Source organism: Brumimicrobium salinarum, assembly GCF_002844555.1.
GTDB lineage: Bacteria > Bacteroidota > Bacteroidia > Flavobacteriales_D > Crocinitomicaceae > Brumimicrobium > Brumimicrobium salinarum.
Map to the genome: position 1 here is coordinate 183068 of NZ_PJNI01000003.1, position 16059 is coordinate 199126.

General features: G+C 35.1%; 12 protein-coding genes. 3 read left to right on the top strand and 9 right to left on the bottom strand.

Annotated features, from left to right (window positions below; all coding sequences use genetic code 11):
- Window positions 1-197: 197 nt before the first annotated feature.
- Genes CW751_RS05085 through CW751_RS05120 form a run of 8 tightly spaced genes read right to left on the bottom strand, consistent with a single transcriptional unit; the run spans window position 198 to window position 8460 of the window.
- A complete protein-coding gene (locus CW751_RS05085; RefSeq protein WP_101333913.1) occupies window positions 198-944 on the bottom strand; it encodes a type II secretion system F family protein in 747 nt (248 codons plus the stop codon).
- A complete protein-coding gene (locus CW751_RS05090) occupies window positions 941-2659 on the bottom strand; it encodes a BatD family protein (RefSeq protein ID WP_101333914.1) in 1719 nt (572 codons plus the stop codon). Before CW751_RS05090 ends, CW751_RS05085 begins: the two co-directional genes overlap by 4 nt.
- Window positions 2653-3408, bottom strand: coding sequence for a tetratricopeptide repeat protein (locus CW751_RS05095; protein WP_165779223.1), 756 nt, complete (start codon window positions 3406-3408; stop codon window positions 2653-2655). Before CW751_RS05095 ends, CW751_RS05090 begins: the two co-directional genes overlap by 7 nt.
- Window positions 3405-4553, bottom strand: coding sequence for a VWA domain-containing protein (locus CW751_RS05100; RefSeq protein ID WP_101333916.1), 1149 nt, complete (start codon window positions 4551-4553; stop codon window positions 3405-3407). The genes CW751_RS05095 and CW751_RS05100 overlap by 4 nt, the downstream gene beginning before the upstream one ends.
- The gene (locus tag CW751_RS05105; RefSeq protein ID WP_101333917.1) at window positions 4546-5580 is read right to left on the bottom strand and encodes a VWA domain-containing protein; all 1035 of its coding nucleotides are present in this window, start codon (window positions 5578-5580) and stop codon (window positions 4546-4548) included. The genes CW751_RS05100 and CW751_RS05105 overlap by 8 nt, the downstream gene beginning before the upstream one ends.
- Window positions 5573-6511, bottom strand: a complete 939-nt coding sequence (locus CW751_RS05110) for a hypothetical protein (RefSeq protein ID WP_101333918.1) — start codon at window positions 6509-6511, stop codon at window positions 5573-5575. The genes CW751_RS05105 and CW751_RS05110 overlap by 8 nt, the downstream gene beginning before the upstream one ends.
- Window positions 6508-7380, bottom strand: coding sequence for a DUF58 domain-containing protein (locus tag CW751_RS05115; protein ID WP_101333919.1), 873 nt, complete (start codon window positions 7378-7380; stop codon window positions 6508-6510). Before CW751_RS05115 ends, CW751_RS05110 begins: the two co-directional genes overlap by 4 nt.
- Window positions 7381-7437: 57 nt before the next feature.
- Window positions 7438-8460, bottom strand: a complete 1023-nt coding sequence (locus tag CW751_RS05120; protein WP_101333920.1) for an AAA family ATPase — start codon at window positions 8458-8460, stop codon at window positions 7438-7440.
- A 223-nt stretch (window positions 8461-8683) separates the two neighbouring features.
- Here CW751_RS05120 and CW751_RS05125 point away from each other — a divergent pair, with 223 nt between their 5' ends.
- Window positions 8684-10213 (top strand): GH3 family domain-containing protein, encoded by a 1530-nt coding sequence (locus CW751_RS05125; RefSeq protein ID WP_101333921.1) that lies wholly within the window; start codon window positions 8684-8686, stop codon window positions 10211-10213.
- Window positions 10214-10246: 33 nt separating this feature from the next.
- Here CW751_RS05125 and CW751_RS05130 read toward each other — a convergent pair whose 3' ends face one another.
- Window positions 10247-10819, bottom strand: a complete 573-nt coding sequence (locus CW751_RS05130) for a hypothetical protein (RefSeq protein WP_101333922.1) — start codon at window positions 10817-10819, stop codon at window positions 10247-10249.
- Between the two features lie 191 nt (window positions 10820-11010).
- Between CW751_RS05130 and CW751_RS05135 the strand changes: the two genes are divergently transcribed.
- A complete protein-coding gene (locus CW751_RS05135) occupies window positions 11011-11475 on the top strand; it encodes a hypothetical protein (RefSeq protein ID WP_101333923.1) in 465 nt (154 codons plus the stop codon).
- A gap of 183 nt (window positions 11476-11658) precedes the next feature.
- The gene (locus CW751_RS05140; RefSeq protein ID WP_101333924.1) at window positions 11659-16044 is read left to right on the top strand and encodes a CusA/CzcA family heavy metal efflux RND transporter; all 4386 of its coding nucleotides are present in this window, start codon (window positions 11659-11661) and stop codon (window positions 16042-16044) included.
- Window positions 16045-16059: the final 15 nt, after the last annotated feature.

Sequence of the window (16059 nt, forward strand, 5' to 3'; positions counted from 1 at the left end):
ATCGTATATTGTTTAATAACAAAACAACTAAATTTAAGTTAACATATCAAGTTATTTAAAGCATTGTTTTACACAAAATCTGTTCATTATTTAAAAGCAAAGAAAATACATTGTGATTTAAAGTCATTTAAGGATAAAAATTGAACATTATTGATCTAGTTATGCATTAATTAGCTCTACGGATGCGAAAACATAACTTAATAGATATAGAGGTTTTCATGTTTTATCCACATCAAGTTATTTTTTTGGGACCTTACTTGTACCCAAGTGCTATCCTTAAAAAAGTTCTCAATGTAAAATCGCTGAGCTTTAACAGGTTTTTCGTCTATTTCCATCCCATTGGGAGAGATATAGAACACGACTTCTTGACTTTTTACTATCGCAAATCGCTCTGAATTAAAATGATTATTTAACTTTTGAATTCCATACATTGAAACTAAAAAGACAATAGAAACGGGTACAAGAAGTCTTAAACACCATTTCTTAGTTTTATTAATGCTTTTTCTTCGGGCTAAAATCAAAAAGAGTAGTACCCCAATCACAATAGAAGATAAAACAGCCATAACGATCCAAAGATTAAATCCAAATCCGAAAATGATTCGTTCTATCCAAGGATAAGGATGCGTCCATTCGACTCCGGGATTAATCTGGGTAGTTGCAAATGACGCATTATACTGAGCATCCCCGTTCATAGGTTTGTACTTTAATGCGGACTCAAAAGCCCACTTTGCCTTATCCCACTGTTCTAATTTTCCTGATGCAACACCCAAATTGTAGAAGGAAGAGAAAGATGGTGATTGTGACACGTCTACTTCGAAATATGCTTGAGCTGATTCAAAATCTTCATTATACAAGGACTCGACGCCTTGATTAAATAAAGAATCAATAGAGAAGCTATTAAAAGCAAACAATAAGCCGAAAATAATACTTCCTAAATATTTCATTTCGTAAATCCTTTTATTAAAACCTCTATACGATCAATTAATGGATTGATGTCAGTGTCATTAAAACTACCACCATATTTCAACAAATCTAACTCATCAAAAACATTAATAAACGCTACATATTGTTTTTGTGATAATAATTCTGGCACATTCTTTTTCAAAAGTGCTCTTGTGATTTCTCCTTTTTGGACTCCGAACTGATGCGCTAAAAACATTATCAATAACTGGGTGATTTGGATCACCTTATCACTGTTATTCTCCACTGTCTTTAGTGTGTTCAGCTCATTAAAAATATCACTTCTCAACTGTGATTCTTGCTTTAAAAAATCTTTTTTTGTTTGGTTCTTTTTATTTAATCTAACGACCATTCCTAGTAAAAACCCAAGCATAATTGGAGAACAAAATAACAAAGTGCCACCCCAACCCGTTAACAATGATACGGGTTGAACTTTATCTTTTTGGTATTTAACCACATACGGTAACATGACAGGGTCTTCCACCTCTTGCTCCTCCTCTCTTTCCTCAAGCTCTGGCGCATCAGCATCAGGTTTTACACGAAGTGTTTTAACCTTGGCCGATATAACCTCGTAGCTTTCATTTGTTGGATCGAAATAAGCAATTTTCACAGGATTCAAATGCACGTCTCCACCTTTGTTTACCTGAATAAAATAAGTGAAATACTTGGTTCCAACAGCTCCATTACTCGTAAAAGAAATAGAATCTGTAATTTCAGGATCACCATAAAAAGAAAGACCATGAGGCAATTTTATTTCAGGGTTTTTGATATTATGCAAATTTCCTTCTCCAGATATTTCTACCTTTAGTTCTACTACGCCACCCTGATCTAGTCGTGTATTAGCAAGTTTTGCATTAAGTTCAAACTTCCCAACCGCATCAATAAAATATTCAGGCACTCCCTCAGGAAGTGGTTTGACAGTTAAGACAGTAGTATTAGATACAACTTTTTCCCGTTCAGGGAAGATTTTTCTAGGATCATTATAAGCGATAATCGTTTGAAATGGAAGTATAGTAAATTCACCTACGGTTTCAGGAAACATCAACTGTTTGCCTATTCTAAATGTTTGTATATCCTTTCCATTAATGACTTCGTATGCGCTAGTAACTTGGTTGGGTCTGCCTAAAGCATGACTCTCTGCTGGTCCATCCAATTTAAAGGGCGTATAATTTTCAACCCTAAGTATTTCTGCCTGTGCAAAGACCTTTCCTTCCAAAACAATTGATTCACCTTCATAAATTTCTTGTTTTGATTGTTGAATAATTCCAAAAACCAGTTGATTCAGGTTCTTACTTGGATCATCACTAATCATATTTTGACGAGATGACACATTGATAATAAATGATTTTGAAGCATATTCTTTATTTTTCGTATTCACCTTTACAGGACCTATGGTAAATTTTCCTTCACCTTCAAAATATCCTGTGAAAGATTGGAAATTGTATCGAATTGCTTTTTGACGACCGTTAACATATTCAATCGATGAAGACATCCCTGACTGAACCGCCCCAGACTGAATAAACTCATCGGGTAAAATCATGTCTAAGTCTCCATCAACATTTGTTTTTATGGTTATTGTAACAGCCTGTCCTACCTCTACACTTTTAGGACTCACTTCTAAATCAACAAACTGATTTTGACTTCGTGCAAATAAGCTACAAATGAATACGAAAAATGATATAAAAAATATTCTTACCACTTTTTATCAGATCTATTTTGATTTTCTTTATTTGACTCCACGCCTCTTATTTTCTTTTTTGTCTTAATTTCTTGTCGCAGTAAATCTTCAAGCATACGCTCTGTTTTACGTTCTGTTAACTTGGCTTCATGATTGCCACCTGAATTATTTTGATCTTGGCCACCTGAGTTATCAGATTGTGTTTGATCGTTTTTACTTTGATTTTGGTCTTGATGCTCTTTATCGTTTTGATTGCCTTCTTGATTTTTATTCTGTTGATCGGAAGGTTGATCCTGATTATCGTTAGAACTTTTATCTTGATTTTTCTCCTGCTGCTTTTTTTCTTGTTTTAATTTCCTTTGAGCTTGAGCTAAGTTATATCTCGCTGCCTTATCATTTGGATTTTTACGCAGTACATCTTTGTAACTTTCTATGGCAGAAGCATAATCTTTATTTTGCATTTGACTATTTCCAATATTATATACCTGCTTTGTTTGTAATTCGACATCTTCTGTTGATTCTGCAGCAGCGCTAAAAGCCTTCTCAGCCATTTCATAATTCTTATTTCGATAGGCAGCATTTCCAATATCTTGAGATAAATCAATTTCAACTGGAGCTAACTTCTGGGCATTTAGAAACTTTTGGTATGCCGCTTCATAATCTCCTTGCACATAAAACTTTTTTCCAAGTCTTAATTCTTCTTTCCAATCTTGACTAAACAGCAAAGAGGATAGCATTATAAAAGGTAATATGATTGCAATTCTAATCAACTTATATTTTCTTTTTTTAAAGTAATTTCTCGACCTAAAAGCATTAATAAAAATAATATTGACAAAATTAAAGGCCATTGAAATCGATTGTGTTCAACTTCAAAGGATAAATTTATCGGCTTATCTCCGGTATTGCTGTTAAATTCAGTTAAAATTTTAGAAAGATTCGGAAATGATTCATTTGACAAAAACACCTTTCCATTTAAAGCAGCAGCCATTTCTTCCAACATCTTTAAATTAACTTTAGACACAACAGATCTTCCATTATTATCTTTAAGTGATCTGGCATTTGGCATTTCACTTTGAGGCACAATACCGCCGGTTTCTGTTCCAATTCCCATTAAAAAAACTTCTATATTTTTATCCTTGATTGCTTTATAAGCATCTTTCATTTGACCTTCATGATCTTCTCCATCAGTTATTAAAACCATTATTTTTTTATTTTTCTCTTTTGAGAAAAATCTACTCGTTTCTTGTAAAGCAGCAGAAATATGAGTTCCTTGATCTGAAATGATAGAAGTATTAAGTTCATCAATATACATCTTTGCTGCGGCTTTATCTGCAGTAAGTGGTAATTGAGGATATGCATTTCCGGCAAACACCAATAAACCCACTCGACCAGCAGAGGATTCATTGATCAACTGATTCATAACCCTTTTGGCTACGGTAAGTCTTGTTTCACCCCCTTCAATATCTCTGGTATTCATAGAATTTGAAACATCAACTGTAAATATTAACTCTATATCACTACTTGAACCTTTTACTGTTTTTGTACCTAAGGCTGGTTGCATTAAAGCAAAAATTAAAAAAGCCAAGGCGTTCCGAATAAAGAAATATCGAATAAAGACATTTCGCGTGGAAACTGGTCGAATATATGTTCTTAGCGTTTTAACACTTCCGAGATTTTCAATAAGTTGATTGCGTTGATAAATTTGATAACTAAAAACAACAATAAGTAATGGAATACATACGAACCACCAAGCTTGGTGCGGATTTAAAAAGTTAAGTTGTTCTCCTGCTAAATTTGTATCAAAAATCCCAAAAATATTAAGCACCTGCCATGTCAAAAGCCAAAAAACAAACTCCAATGCTATAACAGCACCAAGGAAAAACAATAATCGATATTTAAACTCTCTTTTAGGCATGTTTTTTTAAAAGTATTTGTTCAGTCATTAGCCCTAAAAATATGAGTATCATACCTATTAGCATAAAAGTGTGAGGTCGATAGGGAGGTTCTCTTTTCACTGTGCTATTTACCATCTTAACGGTCTCCATTTCATCAATGGTCTGATAAATTTTCCTCAATGAGTTTTCATCTGTGGCTCTAAAATACTCACCTCCTGTCATCTTCGCCATTTTTTCAAGTAGTTTTTCGTCAATATTAACCTGCGTGTTTTGCATTATTTGTCCAAACGGAGTATTAATTGGCATTTTTACAATCCCCTTTTTACCGACTCCAATAGTATAAACAGTAATATTTTTATTTTTTGCTAATTCTGCAGCGGCTATAGGAGAGATTTCACCTTTATTTGACTCTCCATCCGTTAGAAGTATAATCACTTTTGAGGACAAGCTATCACTTTTCAGCCTCGCTACCGCAGTACCTAACCCAGTACCGATAGCGGTTCCAGGTTCAATCACACCCGATTGAACCTCATCAATAGTTTGTTTTAAATAATCGTAATTACGTGTAGCTGGACAAGCGGTGTAGGCCTCACCTTCAAAAACAACAAACCCAATTCTATCCGATTTCCTACCATCAATAAATTCTTTAGCAACTTGTTTAGCTGCCTCAAATCGATTAGGCAAAAAGTCTGTGGCCATCATACTTCCAGAAATATCCATGGAAATGATAATATCAATTCCCTCACCAAAATCATTTTCTGTAGTGTCGGAATGCGGCAAGTATGGAAGTGCCATGGCAAATATTAATGCTGATAATCCAATGCCTAAAGCAATGTATATAGTTATAATCAATGTTTTTATCGGTTTAAAAGCTACAGCTTTTAAGTTTTTTAGGGGTCTAGAAAATTTGATTACTCCTTCACTTTTCTCTACCCGTTTATAACGTAAAACCAGTACAATAGGCACAAGAAGTAACAACCACAACCAATATGGTGCATATAGATTGTACTCCCAAAAACGTATATGATAAAGTAGAGAATTATTCATCTTTCAATTCTAAATCTGCAATTTCATTCACTATTTTTCGTGCATAATTGGTCACATTTTTAACTTCTTCAATACTGGGCGTTGAACGTGCAAATTTAACCATATCTGATTGGGTTAATAACTTGCGTGTCAAAAGTACTTTTTCTTGATCAAGACCATATTTGGTTAAAATAACTTCAATCTCTCCAGTTGTTTTATCCAAAATTTGTTCTTGCAAATGAGCAGCAAAAAATCGCCGAAGAATGATGGATAAATCATAATAATATTCCTTTAAATTGGTCTCGAAACTCTTACTTTTTTCAAGCCGATCAATTTTACCTAAAAATTCTGCTCTTAAACTTATTCTCTGTTCTTTCTTGGGTTTTCTTTTAAAATAAATAAAAACCAATGCTATGATAAGCGCAAGAATTAACGCAAAGAACCAATAGCTTTTTAAAAACAAGAATTTATCTTGTGGTAATTCTGTAAAAGACTCATTAATATCATAAAGCGGATGGTTAGGATCTAATGTTGGCGAGGTTATATGGACTAATCCTGCAGGAAAAACATACATACTGTCTTCAATGTAAATTAACTCTGGTGGAATTATAACATAAGCACTATCCCAACCTGTTACTTCGTATGTTCCCCGCCAAACATAACGTCCGTTTGACTGGTAATTTGTATCCGTAAATGCAGTTAAGATTTCTAAATCATAAGTTGAACTTACTTGGTCACTTTTTTGGTCATCACTTATTTTGGCCGAAAAAGTATCTTCTTGATCAAAGAATATCAAGCTGTCTATTTTTTCTTCACTTATAACTGAGTAATGGATAGAAAAAGGTTCACCAATTAAGACCTCTTCTGTCTCAATTGTCATTTTCAATTCTTGACCTAGCATTGAAAAGGAAACAAACAATACACAAATAATATTTAAAAAATATCTAATCATCTGCTCCTCGTTAAAAACAATTTATTTAATTCCATTAAATACTTTCCTTCTGTAGAAAGCGAGGCATAATCAACTCCGGAACGTCTAAATATATCGTGAAGTTTTTGTTGAGACTCCTCATATTGTTCAGTATAATTATCTCTAACCTTTTTTGAACCAGTATTTACCCACTTCACGACACCTTGTTCCGCATCAAACATTTTTATCAAACCTAAATTTGGAAGCTCTTTTTCTGCTGGGTCATATAACCGTAATGCCACCATATCATGTTTTCGATTGGCTATTTTTAAAGCATCATAGAAATCATTCTCATCATAAAAGTCACTAATTACAAAACAGATACTCCGTTTTTTTACAATATTCCTAAAAAACTTCAGACCTATATCAAGTTGCGTTCTGGTATGTTTTGGTTTAAATAAAATCAATTCTCTTAAGATCATCAATGCATGCGACCTTCCTTTTTTAGGGGGTATGTACTTTTCTACTTGATCAGTTGTAAATATCGCACCTATTTTATCATTATTCGCAACAGCAGAAAAAGCAAGAACAGCGGCCACTTCAAGCATCAACTCTTTTTTCGATTTTAATCGCGTACCAAAGTTATTTGATCCGGATATATCCAAAACTAAAAACACTGATAATTCGCGTTCTTCTTCAAACACTTTTACAAAAGGTTCGTTAAAACGTGCAGTAACATTCCAATCTATACTTCTTACATCATCCCCAAATTGATAATTCTTCACCTCAGAAAAAGTCATTCCACGACCTTTAAAAGCAGAATGATATTCACCCGAAAACACTTGTTTTGTTAACCCTCGTGTTTTGAGTTCTATCTCTTTTACTTTTTTTAATAACTCCTTGGTCTCCATTTATATCAATTCGATAAAAATTTATTTTTATTTATCACACAACGTCTTAAACGAATATTAAGGTACTTCGACCCTTGAAAGAATTTTTTCGACAATGTTTCGTGCCGTTACTCCCTCTGCTTCTGCTTCATAAGTTAATCCCAAGCGGTGCTGTATTACATCGGATGCTATTGCTCGAATATCGTCGGGAATCACATATGCTCTTCCTTCTAGAAAAGCATTCGCTTTACCTGCCAAAGCCAAATTAATACTTGCCCTTGGCGATGCTCCAAAGGCAATCAAAGGTGCCAGATTGCTTAAGTCATATTTCTTCGGATCACGTGTTGCAAAAACAATATCGATAATGTATTTTTCTATCTTTTCATCCAAATAAACCTCTCTTACCAAGTTTCGCAATCGGATAACATCTGAAGGAGACATCACAGGTTTTGCTTTACTCAACCCTTCTCTTCTCACATTATTTCTAAGAATAATCATCTCTTCTTCAGGGCTTGGATATTCCAAAGTTACTTTCAACATAAAGCGATCTACTTGAGCCTCAGGCAATGGATACGTCCCCTCCTGCTCTATTGGGTTTTGAGTTGCTAAAACTAAAAACGGCTTTGGTAATTGAAAAGTCTCATCACCGATTGTAATTTGGCGTTCCTGCATGGCTTCTAAAAGCGCAGACTGAACTTTCGCAGGGGCTCGATTTATTTCATCAGCTAATATAAAATTGGCAAAAATAGGTCCTTTAGTAACTGAAAACTCTTGTGTTTTTTGATTGTAAATTTGAGTTCCTGTTACATCAGCAGGAAGTAAATCTGGGGTAAATTGAATTCGACTAAAATCACCGCCTATAACATCTGCCATTGTTTTTATTGCTAAAGTTTTGGCAAGACCTGGCACACCTTCTAGCAAAATATGTCCATTTGCCATAAGTGCAACCATCAATCTTTCAAGCATTTGACCTTGTCCTACAATTACCGATGACATTTCTTTTCTTACCATGTCAATCAAAGGCTTTTCATCTTGAATTTTAGCCGTAAGTTGTTTGATCTTTTCTGCTGGTGTAAGCGAAGAGGATGTGTTTTCTTCCATAACATTAATTTGTACCTACAAATATGTTTAATGTTAGGTTATAGTTGGACTTCACGATGTTAAATTATGTTAAGCAACTGTTTAACAAGAATCAACCTAAATTAATAGTTGAACTATAGTTTCTTTTTAAGAAATCAATAATGTTGATCACACAATGAAATATAACATTTTTTAAATATTACACTCCTTACTTTTCTTTAGCTTGAAGGCAAAAAAAAACAATATGCCCATTTTCGGAAATATCATTAAAGGTCTAATCGATTTTAAAGATCTCATTACTGAAGAAGTGAATCCCGTTGAAGCGCAACGGAAAGTACTGAATAATCTATTAAAAACAGCACAAGATACAGATTTTGGTCGCCAGTATAAGTTTAAAGAAATTCTTGAATCAAACAATATACCCGAAACTTTCAAAACACAAATCCCTTATTTTGATTATGATAAAATGAATAAAGAATGGTGGTCTGGCTATCGACAAAATAAAGCTAATATTTCTTGGCCTGGACAACCAGACTTTTTTGCGTTAAGTTCTGGAACAACTGGCAAAGAAAGTAAGCGAATTCCAGTTTCAGATGAAATGCTTGATGCTATAAAAAAAGCAGGAATTCGCCAAATCACAGCTTTGAGTAATTTTGATGTAGAACCTAATCTTTTTGAAAAAAGCATAATGATGTTGGGAAGTTCCACAAATCTCGAAGAAAATAAAAATTTCTTGGAAGGTGAAATAAGCGGAATTAGTACTAAGAACATACCATTCTGGTTTAAAGGTTACTATAAACCAGGTGAAGATATTGCTAAAATCGAAGATTGGGACGAAAGAATAGAAGCAATTGCTAAAAACGCTAAAGAATGGGATATTGGTGCTATTAGCGGAATTCCAACATGGATCGAATTGATGATAAAGAAAGTTATTGACTATCATCAAGTGAAACACATACACGAAATTTGGCCAAATTTTCAAGTGTATACTTCTGGTGGAGTGGCATTCCAATCCTACGAGAAAAGTTTTAATGCACTCTTAGGAAAACCAATAACCATTATCGATACATATTTCGCCTCTGAAGGTTTTATCGCATCTCAAACCCGACCAGAAACAACATCGATGAAGTTACTTGTTGACAATGGAATTTATTTTGAGTTTGTTCCTTTTAAAGCAGAATATATAAATGCAGATGGATCTTTAGTTGCAAACGCACCCTCCCTGACTATTGACAAGGTAGAACTAGACCAAGAATACGTTTTAGTAATTAGTACTGTTAGTGGTGCATGGCGATATGAAATTGGTGACACAATCGTTTTTACCAATATTGAAAGAGCTGAAATTAAAATAACAGGAAGGACAAAATTCTTTTTAAATACCGTTGGTTCGCAATTGTCAGTAAACAAAATGGATGACGCTATGCAACATTTAGAGAAGCAATTTAATCTAAAAATTAAAGAATATGTTGTTTGCGCTAAAAGAAATGAAGATGGTGACTTTCATCATTATTGGGACATTGGCTGTGATGAAACTGTGGATAAAAACGAATTGAGCAGTGCTTTAGATTTTTACCTTAAAGAAGCGAATAAAAATTATAAGGTCGCAAGAAACAAGGCGCTTAAAGGTGTAAATGTGCGTACCGTTCCAGTGCAAAAATTTTATGAATGGTCAGAAAAAAACAAGAAAAAAGGTGGACAAGTTAAATTAGCAAAAGTCTTATCTCCTGAAAAATTTGAAGCATGGAGGCAATTTGTAGAAAAAACCAAAGTATAGTATTTGAATAGGTCAGGTCGCAAACAATGACTTTTAAGGTATGATATTGTCGCGATTATTGACTAAATTCATTATTTCCTCTGGAGAAAGATAGAATCTTTTTATCCGCTTTTTATACTTAGGAGAGATATCAGCATGATTCAAAATGAAATTTTTAGTCTTTAAAATATAGCCCTCCATCCCTTGTAATACTGCAAAAGTATCGGCAGCACGCTCTGCCGCAACAATATGAGTTGGAGAAAATAAATATTTGATACCGAACCAAACAAGATTTAATTTAGTTCTATTTTGATAATCCATAATATGTCCTAACTCATGACCAATCCAACCTATAAAAACATCTTTAGGAACATCAATCGTTGAAAATTCTTTATCTGAAATCTTAAATTTTTCACTAATTAAAATAAGGTAAGACCTGTTTTTTCGTGATCGAAAAAAGCTCTTCCAAGTTGGTTGAGCCTGCATCGTTGATTTTTTTATATTCTTTTTAAACTTAAATCTAATATTCACATTAACCAATGATGGATAGTATTGTAACGCCGAAAGAACTTGACTTTCTATTATCGATGGAATTAAAGCTTGTTTAAAATCTATTTTTTGATGCATTTGAGAATTTTGGGTTATCTAAGATTACAGTTTTTTAATCAAATATTCAATATGATTCTTTACTATATAGTTTATAATTGTTAAAAACACATCTACTTTTAGTTGATTCTCTAATCATTTAAGATTTACGATTGCAAAATACTTATGCTGAATATTTTGAACTAAACCACAAAACAATTAACTTTACCCCAATGAAAATTATTGGTTCTCTCATATCAATATTATTAATCCTTAGTCACATTATTGGACTAACCAACAATTTAATGCCGAGATGTAAAAGTGAATTTGAACATCACGACCATGTGATATCCCTTCATGTAAATCATTTTCATCCTAATTCATATACTCCTGCAGAACATCAGCACATCGGACACGAAGAACACGATGATGAAACCAATATCATCAATATTTTGCAGCATATTTTTGATGACCTAGACAATCCAAAAGAAAATTGCGAATTCGGTTTTTTCGCCAACATTCACAAAACACCTGTTGATGTAAAATTATTGGCAGTGATTGCTGTTTTTAAACATCCTCAGTTTTTCTTGCCTACTTTAGAAAGTCCTAAAGCGTATTTTGAATATGTAAGACCCAATTATACTCCACCTGACAAAGAAGCGCAACAGCAACGAGGTCCACCACATTTTCTTGTATAAAATTAAAGGTATTCTTTTAAGGAATACTATTCAGGATTTTTATTGAAGGAAGTCCGCATTTCACGTGTTTTCATACTAGAACTACGTTGTTTAAAACAATTAAAACAGCAGCTAGATTAGAAATATTTTCAATTTACGATTGATTTCGGAAGCACGATTTTATAAAATTAAATACAAGAAAAAATGATTTATAGAATTATATCATTTTCCATAAAAAATAAGCTCATCATTGGCTTGATGACTTTGGCGATTATCAGTTTTGGAATTTTCTCCATGCGTACAATCAACCTAGGTTCTGTGCCAGACATCACCAATAATCAAGTGCAGGTGATGACGGTTTCACCGAATTTATCTACCGAAGATATCGAGCAATTTGTGACCTATCCAGTAGAGTTAGAAATGGGAAACCTACCTGGTGTTGAAGAAATTCGTTCGATTTCTCGCTTTGGTTTGTCTGTGGTGACGATTGTTTTTAAGGAAGAAGTGGGCACGTATCACGCCCGACAATTGGTACAAGAAAAATTAATTGATGTTCGTCAAAACATCCCCGATAAATTTGGCGCGCCCAGCATGGGACCGATTACCACAGGATTGGGAGAGATTTATCAGTACAACATCGAAGTAGAAGAAGGCTACGATTCTTTGTATAACATCACAGAATTGCGTTCCGTTCAAGATTGGATTATTGCCCGACAACTGACGTTAATTGATGGTGTGGTTGGCGTAAACGCTTTTGGTGGAAACGTAAAACAATACGAAGTCAGTATAGATCCCGACCAATTAAAATCGATGGACATTACGATTGGTGATGTTTACAAAGCGTTGGAAGACAATAATACCAACACCGGTGGAGCGTATATTGAACGCAATAAAATGGCGAATTTTATTCGAGGTGAAGGCTTAATTCGTTCCTTGGAGGATATTCGTCAAATTCCTGTAAAATCAGAAGGCAATGTTCCTGTAACGATTGGCGATATTGCCCAAAGTGTAGACTATGGTCACCAAGTGCGCTATGGAGCATTCACCAAAGATGGAAAAGAATCCGTCGGTGGAATGGTGTTAATGTTGAAAGATGCCAACCCCAATAAAGTCATCTCTCGCGTAAAAGAACGGATAGATAAAATCCAACATTCTATGCCTGAAGGACTAAAAATAGTACCTTTTTTAGATAGAAGTGAGTTGATTGCCAGAACTACAGATACAGTTTCTACAAACTTAATCGAAGGAGCACTGATTGTGATTTTCGCTTTGGTACTTCTGCTCGGAAGTTTCCGTGGAGGATTGATCACGGCCACTACGATTCCTTTGGCCTTGCTGTTTGCGTTTATCTTGATGAAACAATTTGGCGTTTGGGCAAACCTGATGAGCTTGGGTGCTATTGATTTTGGAATTATCGTGGATGGGGCCGTCATTATCATTGAAGGAACGGTATACGAAATTCAAAAACGCATGCGGAAAGGAACACTCAGTTTTTCTCGCAAGGAAATGGATCAAATTGCCATCAAATCCAGTAACACGATGATGGAATCAGCTTTTTTTGGTCAAACCATCATTCTTATTGTGTTTATGCCGATACTTTTTCTCACAGGAATTGAAGGAAAAATGTTTAAACCAATGGCTTACACTTTTGGATTTGCTATGATTGGGGCTATTGTCTTGTGTTTAACTTACGTGCCCATGATGACCGCTTTGTTTATGCGTCCTCTTAAAAACAAAAACAGTATTTACGCCAAATTTGAAGCAGGATTAGAAAACTTCAGCAATAAAATAATAGGAGGAATCAACAAAGTTTATCAACCTGTTTTGGCGTTTGCTTTACGATTTAAAGCGCTCGTAATTGTGATTGCGGTTGTTATTCTGGGAATAACATTATTCACTTTCAATAGAATGGGAGGAGAATTTATTCCGCAATTGAAAGAAGGTGATTTGGCGATTCAGGCTTTGATTCGACCGGGAAGTAGCTTGGAGGAAATGATTGCCACTTCCAAGAAAATTGAAAACACTTTATTGGAACATTTCCCTGAAGTGAAATCTGCAGGTTCGCGAATTGGTGTGGCAGATATTCCCACCGACCCAATGCCGATGGACATTGCCGATATGTTTGTGATTTTAGAAAAAGATCACAGCAAATGGACCAGTGCCGAAACGCAAGAAGAACTCATTCATAAAATGGAAGATAAATTGTCCGAAGTATTGGTTGGTGTTAACATTGTGTTTAGTCAGCCGATTGAATTGCGGTTTAATGAATTGTTGACAGGAGTTCGAGAAGATGTTGCGATAAAATTGTACGGCGACGATTTAGAAATCCTTAATAAAAAGGCCACAGAATTATCGAATTTAGTCAAAACAATTGATGGTGTTGGTGATATAAATGCGGAAAGAACATCAGGTTTACCGCAAATCAATATTCAATTTGACCGCGCAAAGGTGGCACAATACGGCGTAACCATTGAACAACTCAATACGTATTTAAGCACCGCCTTGGCTGGAGGAATTGCAGGAACCATTTACGAAGGAGAACGCCGATTCGATTTAGTAGTACGCTATGGAGAAGAACACCGCCAATCGATTGATGATATTCGCAAGTTGTATGTGGATTTACCCAACGGTTCGCAAGTGATGTTAAAAGAATTTGCGAAAATCGAATATGCTCCTGGACCAATGCAAATTTCACGAGAAGACACTTATCGTCAAACGTATATCGGTGTAAATACCCGAGGTCGAGATGTGAAATCTGTAGTTACCGATATTCAAGCTAAAATCGATCAGGAATTTGTACTTCCCGCGGGATATAACATTTCCTACGGCGGAGAATTTGAGAACCTAGAAAGTGCCACTAATCGTCTATTGATAGTGGTGCCCATCGTCTTGATTTTAATTTTCATCTTGCTGTTTTTTGCATTAAAATCATTCACACAATCCATCATGATTTACATTGCGATTCCATTGGCTGCAATTGGCGGAGTTTACGCTTTGTGGCTACGCGATTTACCGTTTAGTATTTCTGCCGGCGTTGGATTTATTGTTCTTTTCGGCGTGGCAGTATTGAATGGTTTGGTGTTGATTAATCGATTTAATTCATTAAAAATGGAAGGAATGACAAACATTAAAGACAGAATTTTTACAGGAACGAAAGAACGAATTCGTCCGATTATGTTGACTGCCACCACAGATATTTTTGGATTTTTACCAATGGCGTTTTCTACTTCGGCAGGTGCTGAAGTCCAGCGTCCATTAGCAACTGTGGTGATTGGCGGAATGATCAGCGCAACGCTACTCACGCTAATTGTCTTGCCGATTCTTTACGCATATTTGGAAAATAGAAAAGGAAAAAAGAAGCAAAACCCGACGTTAGCCATGGGAATAGGGATTGTCTTTTTATTGTTTACTCCTGTGATAAATGCACAAAACGGAAACGACAAAAACTGGCAAACCATTTCGGTTGAAGATGCGCAAACTCAAGCTTTGGCACGTTTACCAATGCTAAAATCCAAGCAATTGGAAATCGAACAACAAGAAGTGCTCAAAAAAACGGCTTGGAATTTTGGAAACACTTCCATTTATACGGGAAAAGATGAAGTTGGGAATGGTTCGAATGGAATTTACACCCGCATTGGAGTTCAACAAGAAAACATTGACATTTTTGGAATTGTTCCAGCAGTAAAAGCGCAAAATCAGCAAGTGGTGTTGGCAGAAAAAGCCTTGGAGTTATCGCAATTATCTATTCGGAAAGAAGTCAAAAAAGCGTGGGCAGAAGTTTATACCCGACAAGCGATTTACAAAGTCTATAAAACCTTGGATTCTGTGTTTGTAAAAATCAAAGACACCGAAAAACGGCGTTATGAATTGGAAGATGTTTCTCGTTTGTCTTATTTATCCACGGCGAACGAAGCCAATGAATTGCGGATTAGAAAAGACCAAAAACATTACGATTATCTCAAAGCAGTGAAAAAACTTAATTTGTGGTTGGTCAGTGATACCGTTTTTACGGTTCCAAATATAGCAGCATCAGAATTGGTTAAAGTTATGGAACTGCAAAGAGATTCTAATTCCAATCATCCTTTGTTGTCCTATTATGCACAACAAATTGAAGTAGCAGATGCGGAAGTAAAACAGCAACGTTCACAGTATTTACCAAAGATTAGCGCAGGGTTTGGAGAACAAAAAATTGGAGCAGAAACTGGGTTTTATAAATATGAAATTGGGATCAGTATTCCGCTTGTTTTTAACCGACAATTGGGGAAATCGCAAGCCGCAAAGATTCAGCGTAAAATCGTTCAAGCCGATTATGATCAACAAAAAATGGAGTTGAATACGGAACTGCAAACGACTTACGAGGAATATCAAAAATGGCAAAATACATGGTCGTATTACCAAGAAGAAGCTTTGCCGATGGCACAATTGCAAAGAGAAAGTGCAATTACGGCTTTTCAAGAAGGCGCAATTGATTACACGCAATTCTTACAAACCGTAAGGACAGCCATTCGCATTGAAGTCGATGCTTGGGAAGCGTTGGATGAATATCTCAACCAGCGTTATTTGTTAGAATACTATTTAAACGCCAATTAATCACCTTTTAAAAAT